The organism is Amycolatopsis sp. cmx-11-32 (assembly GCF_047608695.1).
Lineage (GTDB): Bacteria > Actinomycetota > Actinomycetes > Mycobacteriales > Pseudonocardiaceae > Amycolatopsis.
This window is the reverse complement of record NZ_JADNQN010000005.1, coordinates 632919-647784: the sequence shown is the minus strand read 5'-3', so window position 1 is coordinate 647784 and position 14866 is coordinate 632919. Positions and strand designations below refer to the sequence as shown.

The window sequence follows — 14866 nt, the reverse complement described above, 5'->3', positions numbered from 1 at the left end:
ACTGTCGTACCGGACCTTTAGTCTGCCGTGGTGCCTGAAGCTTCTGAAACCGACGAGCGCATCCCGCCGAAACGTGTGTTCGGGCTCGCCCTGCCCGCGCTCGGCGTGCTCGCGGCCGAGCCGCTGTACGTCCTGGTGGACACGGCCGTCGTCGGGCATCTCGGCGCGTTGCCGCTGGCCGGGCTCGCCGTCGGCGGTGTCGTGTTGTCGCAGGTTTCGAGCCAGCTGACGTTCCTTTCCTACGGCACCACGGCGCGGACGGCGCGGCTGCACGGCGCCGGACGTCGTGGTGAGGCGGTCCGCGAAGGCGTCCAGGCGACCTGGCTGGCGGTGATCGTCGGGCTGGTCGTGATCGTCGCCGGGCAACTGCTGGCCGCGCCCATCGCCCGGGTCCTCTCCGGGGACGCCGCGATCACCGAAGCCGCCGTCTCCTGGCTGCGGATCGCGCTGTTCGGGACGCCGTTCATCCTGATCACGATGGCGGGCAACGGCTGGATGCGCGGCGTGCAGGATTCCGCGAAACCGTTGCGCTATGTCTTGGCGGGCAACGGGATCTCCGCCGTGCTGTGCCCGGTGCTGGTGTACGGCGCGGACTGGGGGCTGGAAGGTTCGGCGATCGCGAACGTCGTCGCGCAGGTGATCTCGGCGTCGCTGTTCATCGTGGCCCTGATGCGGGAGCGGGTCCCGCTGCGCCCGGAGCCGAAGGTGATGCGCGCCCAGCTCGGCCTCGGCCGGGACCTGGTCCTGCGCAGTCTCGCCTTCCAGGCGTGCTTCGTCTCCGCCGCCGCGGTCGCCGCGCGGACATCCACCGAGGCGGTCGGCGCGCACCAGGTCGTACTGCAGTTGTGGACGTTCCTCGCCCTCGTGCTGGACTCGCTCGCGATCGCCGCGCAGTCGCTCGTGGGGGCCGCTCTCGGCGCCGGCGCGAGCAAACGGGCGCGGGAGGTGTCGCGCCAGATCACCGGCTACGGCCTGGTGTTCGGCTGCTTCCTCGGGGTCGTGTTCGCGTCGCTGGCCAGGGTGCTGCCGCAAGTGTTCACTTCGGACGGAGGCGTGCTCGGCGAGATCCCGCACGCGTGGTGGTTCTTCGTCGCGTTGCAACCGATCGCCGGGGTGGTGTTCGCGCTGGACGGCGTCCTGCTCGGCGCGGGCGACGCCGCGTTCCTGCGCAACGCGACGCTCCTGAGCGCGGCCCTGGGGTTCCTGCCGCTGGTCTGGTTGTCGCTCGCGTTCGGCTGGGGGCTGGCCGGGATCTGGACCGGGCTCTCGCTGTTCATGGTGCTGCGGCTGGCTACCTTGCTGGTGCGGTGGCGGTCGGGGCGGTGGGCCGTGGTGGGCGCCGTCCGCGTGGTCTGACCCCCGCCGCGTTTAGTCCTCTAGTTGCGGTAGTTGCACGCGCAAGTACCGCAACTAGAGGACTAAACGCGGTGATGGGGGGAGCAGGCGTGTGGCGAAAAGCACCTGGGTAGCGGGTAGGTTTCGCCATTGCTTAGGAGCTACAACTATACGAGGCGGCAGCGCGGGCGTCTTCTTGCCCGGAACCGTTCTCAAGGAGGAAACACTGTGACAGGCCGAGCCACCCGCCGGTCCTGGTTCATCTGGTTCGCCGCCGTCACCGTCTACCTCCTCGCCGTCTTCCACCGCACGTCGTTCGGCGTCGCCGGGCTTCAGGCCGCCGACCGCTTCGGCGTCGGAGCGGCCGCGCTCGGCACGTTCACCGTCCTGCAGGTCGGCGTCTACGCCGCGATGCAGATCCCCACCGGCGTCCTCGTCGACCGCTACGGCCCGCGCCGCGTGCTCACCTGCGCCGTGTTCTTCCTCGGTCTCGGGCAGATCCTGCTCGCGGTCGCCGATTCGTACCCGCTCGGCCTGGTCGCCCGCGCCGTCGTCGGCTTCGGCGACGCGCTGACGTTCGTGAGCATCATGCGGCTGATCGCCGCGCATTTCCCCGGCCGTCAGTACGCCCTGCTCGCCGCGCTGACCGGGGCCATCGGTTACGTCGGCAACCTCGCCGCGACCGTCCCGCTCGGCCTGTTGCTCGACGGTCCCGGCTGGACCCCGACGTTCCTCGCCGTCGGCCTGGTGACGGCGCTGTACGCCGCAGTTGTCGCCCTTCGCGTCAAGGACACCCCGCCCGGCGAACCGGAGCCCGTGCGCGAAAGGGTTCACCCCAGGGTGCTGGGCCGCCAGGTCGCCGAGGCGTGGCGCACCCCCGGGACCAGGCTGGGGTTCTGGGTCCACTTCAGCACGATGTTCGCGCCCAACGTGCTGACCATGCTGTGGGGTGTCCCGTTCCTGGTGCGGGGACAGGGCTATCCGAAGTCCACCGCGAGTTCGCTGCTGATCGTGTTCGTGGTCGGCTCGATGATCGGCGGCCCGTTCGTCGGCGGCCTGATCGGACGGCGCCCGTCACTGCGGATGCCGCTGGTCGGCGGGTACATCGGTGTCGCCGCGGTGATCTGGGCGGTCCTGCTCGGCTGGGGCGGGACTACCCCGGTCGCGGTACTGGTCCCCGCGTTCGCCTTCCTCTCCCTCGGCGGCCCCGCGTCGATGATCGGCTTCGCGCTGGCGCGGGACTACAACCCGCTCTCGCGCGTCGGCACCGCGACCGGTGTCGTGAACGTCGGCGGGTTCGTGGCCACGACGATCTCGGCGCTGGCGGTCGGAGTGCTGCTGGAGTGGACCGGCGGCGCGTTCCGCCAGGCGCTGCTGTCGGTCATCGCGGTGCTCGCGCTGGGCACCTTCCGGATGCTCGTGTGGTGGCGGCGCACCCGCGCCGTGCTGTTCGAGGCCGAGGCGCGCGGCGAGGAGATCCCGGTGCAAATCCGGCGACGGCGCTGGGACGCCGAAGCGCCACTGCCCGTCTCGTCCTGATGCCCCGCGCGGCTGAAGGGCGCTTTCCCCGCATGACATGAGGGGAAAGCGCCCTTCACCGCGTGAGACGCGGGGAAAGTCCCCTTCAGCTCCGCGCGGGACCGAAAGATAGGGTTCGGCGCGTGTCGCGCCCCAATCAAGCCCCAGCCACCAAACGTCCCGCTCCGCCGCCAGGTCTCGTCATCGTCGACAAGCCGTCCGGGATGACCTCCCACGACGTCGTCGCCAGGGCCCGGCGCTTCATGGGCACCCGCAAGGTCGGGCACGCCGGAACACTGGACCCGATGGCCACCGGCGTCCTGGTGCTCGGCATCGAACGCGCGACGAAACTCCTCGGCCATCTGGCGCTGGACCGCAAGACCTATCTCGCGACCCTCTCCTTGGGACTGTCCACGACGACCGACGACGCCGAGGGCGAGCCGATCGCCGAAGCCGACCCGGAAGCCGTCGAGAAGATCGCCGACGACGCGATCGCCGCCGGGATCGCCGCGCTGAGCGGAGACATCCAGCAGGTGCCCAGCGCGGTCAGCGCGGTCAAGATCGACGGGAAGCGCGCGTACGCCCGTGTCCGCGCCGGCGAAGAGGTCGTGATCCCGCCGCGTCCGGTCACCGTGCACCGCTTCGATCTGCTCGCCACCCGTCGCGAGGCGGGCCGGATCGAACTCGACGCCGTCGTCGAGTGTTCGTCCGGGACCTACGTCCGAGCGCTGGCCCGCGATCTCGGTGCTGGGCTGGGCGTCGGCGGGCATCTGCTCGCGTTGCGGCGCACCACGGTCGGGCCGTTCACGCTCGCCAAGGCCCGCACTCTCGACCAGCTCGAGGACAAGCCGGAACTGTCGCTGGACCTCGACGCCGCCGTCGCCGCCGCGTTCCCGCGCCGCGATCTGGACGCCCGCGTGGCACAGGCGGTCCGATATGGACAGCGGGTGCCCTCGGCCGGGATCGAGGGCACGTACGGGATGTTCGGACCGGACGGCCGGGTGCTCGCGCTCGCCGCCGACGAAGGGGAACTGGCCCGCTCGGTGGTCGTGTTGCTGCCCGCCTAGACCGTGTCCTGTCAGGCCGGTCGACGGGCTTCGTGATCCAGGGTGCCAAAGCCCGCCTGGGTGCGAAGCCCGCGAGCGAGCCTTGCAGGACACGGCCTAGGGTGGTGCACGGAGCAGGCTTGGCGGAGACGGGGCACAAGTGCAGCGTTGGCGTGGTTTGGGTGACCTTCCCGGGAGCTGGGGACGGTGCGTGGTGACGATCGGCGTCTTCGACGGCGTGCACCGCGGGCATCAGGAGCTGATCTCGAGGACGGTCCGCGCCGCCGCCGAACGCGGTGTGCCGAGTGTGGTGCTGACCTTCGACCCGCATCCGTCGGAGGTGATCCGGCCGGGCAGCCATCCCACGCAGCTGACCACGTTGCGCCGCAAGGCGGAACTGGTCGAGGGCCTTGGCGTGGACGTCTTCTGCGTGCTGCCGTTCACGCTGGAACTGTCGCGGCTGACGGCGCACGAGTTCGTGCACGAGGTCCTGGTGGACAAGCTGCACGCGGCCGTGGTGATCGTGGGGGAGAACTTCACCTTCGGCGCCAAGGCCGCCGGTGACGTCAACCTCCTGCGCACGCTGGGGAAGCGGTTCGGTTTCGTGGCGCACGGCGCGGAACTGCAAGGGCTGCTCGCGCGGCAACAGTCGGAGAACGAGATCACCTTCTCCTCGACCTACGTCCGCTCGTGCATCGACGCCGGGGACGTCGTCGCGGCGTCCGAGGCGCTCGGCAGGCCGCACCGGCTGGAAGGCATCGTCGTGCGGGGAGACGGCCGGGGGCACGATCTCGGCTACCCGACGGCGAACCTGTCGACGCCGCGCTTCGCGGCGGTGCCCGCAGACGGCGTCTACGGCGCTTGGTTCACCCGGTCGTCGGATCCTGGCCGCCGGTTGCGCGCCGCCGTCTCGGTCGGGACCAACCCGACGTTTTCGGGGCGGGAACGCACCGTCGAGGCCTTCGTCCTCGACATCGACGAGGACTTCTACGGGCAGCACGTCTCACTCGATTTCGTCGCCAAGCTGCGGGATCAGGTCCGGTTCCCGACGTCGGAAGGTCTGGTGAAGCAGATCGACGAGGATGTCGCCCGTACCAGGGACCTGCTGGGCGAGCAGGGCTGAGGAGACCCGGCCACGGCCGGACGACAATCGACAAACACGCCCGTCAGGGCGTGTCGCGGTGGCAAGATGTCACGGACCGCATAGGCGTTCGATGGGGTTAGGGGAGCGGACCAGGTGGAGGACCACAAAATCGTCCAGCGGAACATCGCGCTGCAGAGGGAGTGGTACGGGGAGCCGCTCGGCGATCGCGTGCGGAGACTGGTCGTCGCGTTCGACATCTCCCAAGCCTTCCTCGCCGAGGTCCTCGGTATCAGCGCGCCGATGCTCAGCCAGGTGATGAGCGGGCGCCGCGCGAAGATCGGCAACCCGGTCGTACTCGCCAAGATGATTATGCTGGAGCGCAAGGTGCTGGTCCCGGCGGTCGCCGCGGGGGACCGCAAGGCCATGCAGGAGGCGCTCGAGGACGTCCGCGATTCGCGGCCGACGGTGGGCAGGGACAACATCCCGGTCGGTGCCGTCGCCGACGATCAGGGTGTACTCGCGGCACTGCGGGACATCGGCGAGGACGAAGACCTCACCGAAGCCGCGAAGCTGCTCGACGACGACTTCCCGTCCCTCGCGGACCTGTTGCGCCGGGCCGCGAGGAACGGTCCCTGACGGAACTCGCGAGTCACGGGTAGATACCCGAATCGCCATGAACCTCTTCAGCGCCCTGATCCCGCCGGACGACGTCCTCGATGAGATCGCGAGAGCGCTGGGCACACCCGAAGACGGCGATTTCCGCTGGTCGCGGCGGGAACACTGGCACGTCACCCTCGGTTTCCACGGTGAGGACGACCCCGAAGAACGGTCCGAGTGGCTGACCGGACGGCTGGCCGCGGCTCCCGCGATCGACGTCCGGCTGGAAAAGGCCGCGACATTCCCCGGGGTGCTGTGGTTGAGTGTCACCGGAACCGGGCTCCACGAGCTGGCCTCGAAGGCCGGCGCGGGGAACGAAGGCAGGCCGTATGTGGCCCACCTGACACTGGCCCGCTTCCCCCGCGACCGGCCCGAAGCCGCGAGCGCGTGGGTGGAGCGGCTGGCCGGGTTCAGGAGCAGAACTTGGACGGCGACCGAAGCCGTACTGATTCGCAGTGACCGTGAGCAGGACGTTTCGCACTACCGGGTGATCCGGTCGTACGAGTTGAACGACGCCCGCGCCTGAAGCCGCTGATCACGAGACTGGTAACCTCGATGATCGGGTCCGGCTGCAGTCCGTGGCGGCCGTGACCGTCTCACCCGGCGTGATGGATCGTCCGGGCCGCACGGCACAGAATATCTAGGAGCACCACTGTGGCTTTGTCCACCGAAGAGAAGAAGTCGATCCTTGCCGAGTACGGCGTGCACGACTCGGACACCGGATCCCCCGAGGCCCAGGTCGCGCTGCTGACCAAGCGCATCGTCGGCCTCACCGAGCACCTCAAGGCTCACAAGCACGACCACCACTCCCGTCGCGGGCTTCTGCTGCTGGTCGGCCGCCGCCGCCGGCTGCTGAACTACGTGATGAAGGTGGACATCGAGCGTTACCGTGCGCTGATCCAGCGTCTCGGCCTCCGCCGATAGCTTGAACCCGAGGGGGAGTGACCGTAGCGGTCGCTCCCCCTCGGTCTGAGAAGCTCGACTTATGCAAAGAACGTGGCGCGAGCGCGCACGAGGAACCGTCCGCCGGTCCTCGGTAGTGGTTTCCGGGTAACGGCCCGGGGGCTTCGATCGAAGACCGGCCTCACTCCTCGAGCGTCCGCAGGCGAAACAGGTCCCAGGGTGGGAGACTCGCGCCGTTACAGAGGAACAAAAGAGGAGATACACCCTATGACCGACTCCACCGGAGTCACCGTGCACGAAACCGAAGCCGTGATCGACAACGGCCGTTTCGGCACCCGCACCGTCCGCTTCGAGACCGGCCGCCTGGCCCGTCAGGCCGCCGGCGCCGTCGTCGCGTACCTCGACGAAGAGACCATGCTGCTCTCGGCGACCACCGCGTCGAAGCACCCGAAGGACCACTTCGACTTCTTCCCGCTGACCGTGGACGTCGAGGAGCGGATGTACGCCGCCGGACGCATCCCCGGCGCGTTCTTCCGTCGGGAGGGTCGCCCGTCGACCGACGCGATCCTGACCTGCCGCCTGATCGACCGGCCGCTGCGCCCGTCGTTCACCGACGGTCTCCGCAACGAGATCCAGGTCGTCATCACCGTCCAGAGCCTCAACCCGGACGACCCGTACGACGTGCTCGCGATCAACGCGGCTTCGGCCTCGACCCAGATCGCCGGTCTGCCGTTCTCCGGCCCGGTCGGCGGCGTCCGCGTCGCGCTGATCGAGGGCCAGTGGGTCGCGTTCCCGACCTGGAAGCAGCTGGAAGAGGCCACCTTCAACATGGTGGTCGCCGGCCGCATCGTGAGCGGGCCCGCCGGCGCTGGAGGCAATGACAGCGACGTCGCCATCATGATGGTCGAGGCCGAGGCCACCGACAAGACGCTCGACCTGATCGCCGGTGGCGGCAAGGCGCCGGACGAGATCGCCGTCGCCGAGGGCCTCGAGGCCTCGAAGCCGTTCATCAAGGTGCTGTGCGAGGCCCAGCAGCAGCTGGCCGACGTCGCCGCCAAGCCGACCGGTGAGTTCCCGGTCTTCCTCGCCTTCGAGCAGGACGCCTTCGACGCCGTCGCCGCCATCGCGACCGACGACCTCGCGAACGCCCTGACCATCGCGGGCAAGCAGGACCGCGACAACGCGACCGACCAGGTCAAGGCCGCGGTGCTGGAGAAGATCGGCCTGGGCGAGGGCGAAGCCTTCCAGGGCCGCGAGAAGGAGATCGGCGCGGCGTTCAAGGCCCTGTCGAAGAAGATCATGCGCAAGCGCGTCCTCACGGACAAGGTCCGCATGGACGGCCGCGGCCTGACCGACATCCGGTCGCTCGCCGCCGAGGTCGCCGTGATCCCGCGGGCGCACGGTTCGGCGCTCTTCGAGCGTGGGGAAACGCAGATCCTGGGCGTCACCACGCTGAACATGCTCCGCATGGAGCAGCAGATCGACTCGCTCTCCCCGGAGACGCACAAGCGGTACCTGCACCACTACAACTTCCCGCCGTTCTCCACCGGCGAGACCGGCCGCGTCGGTTCGCCGAAGCGGCGCGAGATCGGCCACGGCATGCTCGCCGAGCGCGCCCTGGTCCCGGTCCTGCCGAAGCGTGACGAGTTCCCGTACGCGATCCGCCAGGTCTCCGAGGCGCTGGGCTCCAACGGCTCCACCTCGATGGGCTCGGTCTGCGCGTCGACCATGGGCCTGCTGAACGCGGGTGTCCCGCTGAAGGCGCCGGTCGCCGGCATCGCCATGGGCCTCATCTCCGACGAGGTCGACGGCGAGACCCGCTACGTCGCGCTGACCGACATCCTCGGTGCCGAGGACGCCATGGGCGACATGGACTTCAAGGTCGCCGGCACCAAGGACATCATCACCGCGCTGCAGCTGGACACGAAGCTCGACGGCATCCCCTCCGAGGTGCTCGCCGCCGCGCTGAAGCAGGCGAAGGACGCTCGCCTCGCCATCCTGGAGGTCATCGCCGAGGCGATCGACGGCCCGGACGAGATGAGCCCCTACTCGCCGCGCGTCACCAGCGTGAAGATCCCGGTGGACAAGATCGGCGAGGTCATCGGCCCGAAGGGCAAGATGATCAACTCGATCACCGAGCAGACCGGTGCCGACATCTCCATCGAGGACGACGGCACGATCTACGTGGGCGCGGCCGACGGCCCGTCGGCGGAGGCGGCGATCGATCTGATCAACGCCATCGCCAATCCGCAGCTGCCCAAGGTCGGCGAGCGCTTCCTCGGCACCGTGGTGAAGACGGCCGCGTTCGGCGCGTTCGTCTCGCTGCTGCCGGGCAAGGACGGCCTGGTGCACATCTCCAAGCTGGGCAACGGCAAGCGGATCGCCAAGGTCGAGGACGTGGTCAACGTGGGCGACAAGCTCCGCGTCGAGATCGCCGACATCGACAACCGCGGCAAGATCAGCCTGATCGTGGTCCAGGAAGACGACGCCGCCGAGGCCACGAAGCCCGCCGAGGGCACTGACGCCGAGGCCCCGAAGGCCGACGCTCAGTAGGTCCGGCAAGACCGGTGTGAAACGTCAGGAAAGGGTCGTTCGGGACACACGATGTCCTGAACGACCCTTTCCTGACATGTGAGTAAGGGATCCGTTGGCACGTCAGATCTCCGGGCACGAACAGCCCGTCGGCAGCACCCGCACCCTCGAGTCCACTTCCGACGGTGCGGTGGTCAAGCGCAGTGTGCTCGCCGGAGGGTTGCGGGTCATCACTGAGCACGTTCCCGCCTCCCGGTCGGTGACGGTCGGCTTGTGGGTCGGCGTCGGATCACGCGACGAGCCGTCGTCGGTCGAAGGCGCCGCGCACTACCTCGAACACCTGCTGTTCAAGGGCACCACGAACCGGGACGCCACCCAGATCGCCGAGGAGATCGACGCGGTCGGCGGGGAGTTCAACGCGTTCACCGCGAAGGAGCACACCTGCTACTACGCGCAGGTGCTCGACGAGGACTTGCCGCTCGCGATGGATCTCGTCACCGACGTCGTGTTCGAGGCCCTGTGCACGGACAAGGACGTCGAGACCGAGCGCAGTGTCGTGCTCGAAGAGATCTCGATGCGCGACGACGACCCCGAAGACCTGCTGCACGAGACGTTCGTCGGCGCGATCCTGGGCGACCACGCGCTGGGCCGTCCGGTGCTCGGCAGCGAGAGGTCCATCGTGGAGATGTCCGCGTCGGCGTTGCGTGGGTTCTACCGCCGCCGCTACACGCTGCCGCGGATGGTGCTCGCCGTCGCCGGGAACATCGAGCACGGCCAGGTGCTTCGCTTGGTGCGCAAGGCTTTGCGGGACCGGCTGACCGGAACGGCGACACCGGTGCCGCCGCGGGGCGGGCGCGCTCGGATCGCCACGGTGCCGAAGCTCGCACTGCACACCGACGACACCGAGCAGGCACACGTGATGCTCGGCCTGCGTTCGCTGCCGCGGCACGACGACCGGCGGTTCGCGCAGTCGGTGCTCAACGCCGCGCTCGGCGGCGGGATGAGTTCGCGCCTGTTCCAGGAGGTCCGCGAGAAGCGCGGGCTGGCGTACCAGGTGTACTCGTCCGTCGCGAGCTACGCCGACGCCGGGCACCTGGCCGTGTACGCGGGCTGCCAGCCCGAGAAGCTCGGCGAGGTCGCCGGCGTGATCCGCGAAGTGCTCGACCTCGTCGGCAAGGACGGGCTGAGCGAAGCCGAGGTCGCGCGGGCGAAGGGGCAGTTGCGGGGCGGGCTCGTGCTCGGCCTGGAGGACACCTCCTCGCGGATGTCGCGCATCGGCAAGAACGAACTGAACTACGGCCGGTATCTCGGCGTCGACGACACGGTGGCGCGGATCGACGCCGTCACCACCGAAGAGGTCTGTGCGCTCGCTCGCACTCTGCTGCACCGCCCTGGTGGCGTGACGGCGGCGGCGGTGGTCGGGCCGTACGCTCACGCCGACGACCTTCCGGACGATCTGCACGAGGTGATCGCATCATGACCGCTGGAATTCGCGTCGGCGTGCTGGGCGCACGCGGTCGGATGGGCCAGGAAGTGGTCGGCGCCGTCAACGGTGCCGCCGACCTGGAACTCGTCGCCGAACTCGACGCCGGTGACGACTTCTCGGCGCTCAAGCAGGCACAGGTCGTCGTCGACTTCACCCATCCCGACGCGGTGATGGACAACCTGGAGTTCCTGACCGGCAACGGGATCCACGCGGTCGTCGGCACCACCGGATTCAGCGACGACAGGCTGGAGAAGCTGCGTTCGTGGCTCGCCGCCGACCCGTCGCTCGGCGTGCTCATCGCGCCGAACTTCGCCCTCGGCGCGGTGCTGGCCATGCGCTTCGCCCAGCAGGCGGCGCGGTTCTACGACTCGGCCGAGGTCATCGAACTGCATCACAACCGCAAGGCCGACGCGCCTTCCGGTACCGCCGCGCACACCGCGCGGCTGATCGGTGAGGCCCGTGCCGCGGCCGGTCTCGAACCGGGCGACGACGCGACGACGTCCGAAATGGACGGTGCCCGTGGCGCGCTCGTCGAGAACGTCCGCGTGCACTCCGTCCGGTTGCCCGGCCTGGTGGCGCACGAGGAGATCCTGTTCGGCGGCGAGGGGGAGACCCTCACCATCCGGCACGACTCGCTGCACCGCACGTCGTTCATGCCGGGCGTCCTGCTCGGGGTGCGTTCGGTGCTCACGCGACCGGGCCTGACGGTCGGTCTCGAGAACATCCTCGACCTGTGAGGGCCCGTAATCTCGCGCTGGTGATGACGGCGGCCCTCGCGGTCTACGTCGTCCTGCTGGCGGGCCGGGGCATCGCGTTGCTGGGCAGCGGCGAGACGGTGCCGGTGATCTTCGGCGTCGGTGTCCTGCTGCTGCCGCTGCTCGGGATCTGGATCATCGCGACCACCTGGCGCTCCGGCGTCCAGATCCAGCGGCTTTCGCGGCGGCTGGACGAAGAAGGTGGCCTGCCCGATGTGTCCGATCTACCCCGGCGTCCTTCGGGCCGGGTGGATCGCGACGCCGCGGACGCCTGGTTCGACGAGCGCCGCGCCGAAGTCGAGGCGGATCAGGAGAACTGGCGCGTCTGGTACCGGCTGGCTTACGCGTACGAGATCGCCGGAGACCGGAAGCGGGCACGGGAGACCATGCGGCGCGCTGTGGAACTCGAGGCCAGTTCCCGCACCGACCGCAACTAGAGGACTACTCGCGGCGGGCTTCAGTAGTGGAACCAGCCGGCGAATAGGGCGGGGGAGGCGGCCAGCAAACTGAAGCGCAGCCAGCGGCCCAGGAATCCGGTGGCCAGGAAGCTCGCCAGCGGCATCCGCACCAGCCCCGCGAGCACGCTCGTGGCCATGTACGGCGGCAGGCCGATGACCGAACTCACCCCGTACGTGCCCGCCATCCAGCGCGGATGCCGATGGCAGCGTTCACGGAGGGCGTCGAGCCGGGCGCGCATCTTCTTGGTGCGTGCCCGCCATCTTTCCCGGCGCGGAGTGGGCGGCCGCTCCCGGTGGAGGCGGTCGTGCAGGGGTTTCGGCAGCTTGATCGTGCCCTTCGCGGCGAGGTAGTAGAGCGTCTTCCCGCCGACTTGACCGGCCGCGACGATGGCGCCGAGCAGCAGCCACGGCAGCGTCGGCTGACTCGCGCACAGGCCGATGAGGAACATCTCGATGCTGACGATGGGGAGGATCGCCGAGCCGAAGGCGACACCGAACGACAGGAGCAACCAGCCCACCATTGTTGCCTCCCCGTTATCTACGTCTTCTCCAAGCTATCAGCTGAAATACGGGTCGCACTGGGGCCAGCCCCCGTTACCGGCTTCCGGCACGCACCAGAAGATCATCTCTTCGTCGGCTCGCGGTCATCTGCCGCTGCCATGCTGGATCCGTGGCCGACGTGCACGACGCTGTCCGCGGTACGGGTTTCGCGGATCGCTTCGCCGACTTCTGCGCGGCCGTGGTCCGGCGCCTCCCTTTCGGGCTTTCCCGGCTGGTGGCGCCGAGTTTCCTCGGGTTCGCGCTCATCAACGGGTTCACCTTCGGGGTCGACCTGCTCCTGCTGACCCTGCTCCGTGGCTGGCTCGGCCTGCCGGTGTGGCTGGCGATCACGCTCGCGTACGGGGTCGCGTTCGGGCTGAGCTTCGTGCTGAACCGCGGCATGAACTTCCGCTCGCACGCGCCCGTGGGCAGGCAGGCGGTGCTGTACGTCGTCGCGATCGTCATCAACTACGGGGCGTTCCTGCTCGGCGTCGGCGCGGGACTCGCCGCGTTGGGCGTCGACTACCGCCTCTCACGGCTGATCGCCGGGGCGTGCGAAGGCGTCTTCATGTACTCGGTGATGCGGTGGGTCGTGTTCGCGAAGTCAGGGAGTGAGTTCGAGGGCGAGGGTGCCGGTGAGCCGGACTTCGCGCACGTTCGTGCTTCCGGTGTCGAGGATGCGAACGGTTCCGTCGGGGGACCAGCCCGCGCGACGGAAGAAGCCCAGTGACGCGTGATCGGTCTGGGCGACCCAGCTGATCCCGCGTGTGGCGCCGTCCTCGCGCAGCCAGGCGGACGCGTTCGCGAGCAGCCGTCCCGCGTGGCCGCGCCGTCCCCAGCGCGGTTCGACCAGCAGTGAGGCGATGAGCGCGGTTGTCGAAACGTCGTCGGGCAGCGACCCGTCCGCGGCGGCCGCCTCGCTCTCCGGAGCCCGGCCGGCGACGCAGAAGCCGACGGTGAACTCGCCTTCGGTGGCCAGGAAGACGCGCGTACCCGGGTACTCGATCGTCTCGATCCAGGTCGTTTCGAGCTCCACGACGTCGAGCTCGGCGACGGCCGCTTCGCCGAGCAGCTCCGTGTACGCGCTTCGCCAGGTGTCGCGCTGGATACGGGCGATCTCGGGAGCGTCGGACACGACGGCGGGGCGGACTTCGGCGGCGGCCATGGGGAGAACTTAGTAGGTCGCCGGAAACTGTCGGTGGCGGATGGCACCATGCGGATGATGAGTACTACGACCATCAGCGGGCCGGTCGCGCGCCGGATCGCCCTGGCCGCACAAGGGTTCGCCGACGCGCGTCCCAGTGGCGCGGTGACCAGGCGGCATCTGCTGCGCGTGCTGTCGCGAACCCAGTTGCTACAGCTGGATTCGGTGAACGTCGCGGTCCGCGCGCACTACATGCCGGTCTTCTCCCGTCTCGGCGCGTACGCGCCCACGCTGGTGGACGACGCGGCCTGGTCCCATTCCGTGCGCAAACCGCGGCTGCTGGTCGAATCGTGGGCGCACGAGGCGAGCCTGCTGCCGGTGGAGGACTGGCCGCTGCTGCGTTCAGGGGCGAAGCGCATGGGCTGGTGGACGAACTACGCGCGCGTGCTGGAGCAGACGCCTCAGCTGGTGGACGACATCCTCGCCGTGGTCAAGGAGCAGGGACCGATCGGCGCGGGCGGCATCGAGCGCGCGCTGGAGAGCGACTCCGGCGGTTACAAACCCGGCTCGTGGTGGGAACGCTCGGAGGTCAAAAAGGCCTGCGAGTGGCTCTTCGGCATGGGGCTGCTGACCACCGGCACCCGCCGGTCGTTCGAGCGGCTGTACGACCTGACCGAACGCGTGGTGCCGCCGGAGATCCTGTCGCGCCGGGTGAGCCCGGAGGAGGGTGCCCGCGCGCTGATCACCCGGTCGGCCGTCGCGCTGGGCATCGGCACCGAACCGGACCTGCGGGACTACTACCGCCTCGGCCCCGATGTCAGCAAGCGGGCGGTGGCCGAACTGGTCGACGCGGGCGTGCTGGAACCGGTGACCGTGGACGGCTGGCCCGCGCCGGCGTATCGGCATGTCGCGGCGAAGGCGCCGAGGGCGGTCACCGGCCGCGCGCTGCTGTCCCCGTTCGACCCGCTGATCTGGGAACGCGCCCGTACCGAGCGCATCTTCGACTTCTTCTACCGCATCGAGATCTACGTCCCCGAGCCGAAGCGCATCTACGGCTACTACGTTTTCCCGTTCCTGCTCGACGGTGAACTCGTCGGTCGCGTGGACCTCAAGTGCGACCGGGCCGCCGGGGTGCTTCGCGTGCAGGGCGCCTTCGCCGAGCCCGGGGTGGACGTCGCGCGGGTCGCGAGTGAGCTGGCCGGGGAACTGCGGCTGATGGCGGAGTGGCAGGGGCTGGACGGGGTCGCGGTGGGGGAGCGGGGCGACCTCGCTCCCGTGCTCGCGCGGTTGGTGCGTTGAGCCCCTGCGGTCCTCAGGACTGTCCCTGCAGGCCTCCTTCCCTGCTCTCCAGGTCAGGGCCGCAGAGCTGGGGAGGATTTGGGACGTTCAACGTCCGAAATGTTTCCCC

Annotated in this window: 14 protein-coding genes and 1 pseudogene; 13 read left to right on the top strand and 2 right to left on the bottom strand. The window is 69.3% G+C overall.

Annotated features, from left to right (window positions below):
- Nucleotides 1–30 precede the first annotated feature (30 nt).
- The 11 genes from ACM6LR_RS19280 (at nt 31) to ACM6LR_RS19230 (ending at nt 11753) form a co-directional block, all read left to right on the top strand.
- A complete protein-coding gene (locus ACM6LR_RS19280) occupies nt 31–1356 on the top strand; it encodes an MATE family efflux transporter (RefSeq protein WP_414944222.1) in 1326 nt (441 codons plus the stop codon).
- A gap of 207 nt (nt 1357–1563) precedes the next feature.
- Nucleotides 1564–2874, top strand: coding sequence for an MFS transporter (locus ACM6LR_RS19275; RefSeq protein WP_414937204.1), 1311 nt, complete (start codon nt 1564–1566; stop codon nt 2872–2874).
- Nucleotides 2875–2996: 122 nt separating this feature from the next.
- Nucleotides 2997–3920, top strand: a complete 924-nt coding sequence (truB, locus tag ACM6LR_RS19270) for a tRNA pseudouridine(55) synthase TruB (protein ID WP_414944221.1) — start codon at nt 2997–2999, stop codon at nt 3918–3920.
- Between the two features lie 139 nt (nt 3921–4059).
- Nucleotides 4060–5022 carry a bifunctional riboflavin kinase/FAD synthetase gene (locus ACM6LR_RS19265; protein ID WP_414937206.1) on the top strand — a complete coding sequence of 321 codons (963 nt, stop codon included), beginning with the start codon at nt 4060–4062 and terminating at the stop codon, nt 5020–5022.
- 114 nt (nt 5023–5136) lie between these two features.
- Nucleotides 5137–5619, top strand: coding sequence for an XRE family transcriptional regulator (locus tag ACM6LR_RS19260; RefSeq protein ID WP_414937207.1), 483 nt, complete (start codon nt 5137–5139; stop codon nt 5617–5619).
- Between the two features lie 37 nt (nt 5620–5656).
- Nucleotides 5657–6166, top strand: coding sequence for an RNA 2',3'-cyclic phosphodiesterase (gene thpR / locus ACM6LR_RS19255; RefSeq protein ID WP_414937208.1), 510 nt, complete (start codon nt 5657–5659; stop codon nt 6164–6166).
- Nucleotides 6167–6294: 128 nt separating this feature from the next.
- A complete protein-coding gene (gene rpsO / locus ACM6LR_RS19250; protein WP_003084034.1) occupies nt 6295–6564 on the top strand; it encodes a 30S ribosomal protein S15 in 270 nt (89 codons plus the stop codon).
- A gap of 246 nt (nt 6565–6810) precedes the next feature.
- A complete protein-coding gene (locus tag ACM6LR_RS19245) occupies nt 6811–9096 on the top strand; it encodes a polyribonucleotide nucleotidyltransferase (RefSeq protein ID WP_414937209.1) in 2286 nt (761 codons plus the stop codon).
- 94 nt (nt 9097–9190) lie between these two features.
- Nucleotides 9191–10555, top strand: coding sequence for a M16 family metallopeptidase (locus ACM6LR_RS19240; RefSeq protein WP_414937210.1), 1365 nt, complete (start codon nt 9191–9193; stop codon nt 10553–10555).
- Complete coding sequence (gene dapB, locus ACM6LR_RS19235; protein ID WP_414944220.1) at nt 10552–11298, top strand: 4-hydroxy-tetrahydrodipicolinate reductase; 747 nt, start codon at nt 10552–10554, stop codon at nt 11296–11298. The genes ACM6LR_RS19240 and dapB overlap by 4 nt, the downstream gene beginning before the upstream one ends.
- Complete coding sequence (locus ACM6LR_RS19230; protein WP_414937212.1) at nt 11295–11753, top strand: tetratricopeptide repeat protein; 459 nt, start codon at nt 11295–11297, stop codon at nt 11751–11753. Before dapB ends, ACM6LR_RS19230 begins: the two co-directional genes overlap by 4 nt.
- A 20-nt stretch (nt 11754–11773) precedes the next feature.
- On the opposite strand, the gene ACM6LR_RS19225 is transcribed toward ACM6LR_RS19230, so the two are convergent.
- Complete coding sequence (locus ACM6LR_RS19225) at nt 11774–12295, bottom strand: YqaA family protein (protein WP_414937213.1); 522 nt, start codon at nt 12293–12295, stop codon at nt 11774–11776.
- Between the two features lie 149 nt (nt 12296–12444).
- Here ACM6LR_RS19225 and ACM6LR_RS19220 point away from each other — a divergent pair.
- Nucleotides 12445–12852: pseudogene (locus ACM6LR_RS19220) on the top strand (GtrA family protein); the annotation flags it as partial.
- A gap of 66 nt (nt 12853–12918) precedes the next feature.
- Here the strand turns inward: ACM6LR_RS19220 and ACM6LR_RS19215 are convergent.
- Nucleotides 12919–13479: a GNAT family N-acetyltransferase gene (locus ACM6LR_RS19215; RefSeq protein ID WP_414937214.1), complete on the bottom strand. Its 561-nt coding sequence runs from the start codon at nt 13477–13479 to the stop codon at nt 12919–12921.
- Nucleotides 13480–13536: 57 nt separating this feature from the next.
- Between ACM6LR_RS19215 and ACM6LR_RS19210 the strand changes: the two genes are divergently transcribed.
- A complete protein-coding gene (locus tag ACM6LR_RS19210) occupies nt 13537–14757 on the top strand; it encodes a winged helix-turn-helix domain-containing protein (RefSeq protein WP_414937215.1) in 1221 nt (406 codons plus the stop codon).
- The last annotated feature ends 109 nt before the right edge of the window (nt 14758–14866 follow it).

Coding starts and splice junctions, on each gene's coding strand:
- thpR (WP_414937208.1), top strand. CDS start 5,657: ATGAACCTCTTCAGCGCCCTGATCCCGCCGGACGACGTCCTCGATGAG.
- ACM6LR_RS19245 (WP_414937209.1), top strand. CDS start 6,811: ATGACCGACTCCACCGGAGTCACCGTGCACGAAACCGAAGCCGTGATC.
- dapB (WP_414944220.1), top strand. CDS start 10,552: ATGACCGCTGGAATTCGCGTCGGCGTGCTGGGCGCACGCGGTCGGATG.
- ACM6LR_RS19225 (WP_414937213.1), bottom strand. CDS start 12,295: ATGGTGGGCTGGTTGCTCCTGTCGTTCGGTGTCGCCTTCGGCTCGGCG.
- ACM6LR_RS19215 (WP_414937214.1), bottom strand. CDS start 13,479: ATGGCCGCCGCCGAAGTCCGCCCCGCCGTCGTGTCCGACGCTCCCGAG.
- ACM6LR_RS19210 (WP_414937215.1), top strand. CDS start 13,537: ATGAGTACTACGACCATCAGCGGGCCGGTCGCGCGCCGGATCGCCCTG.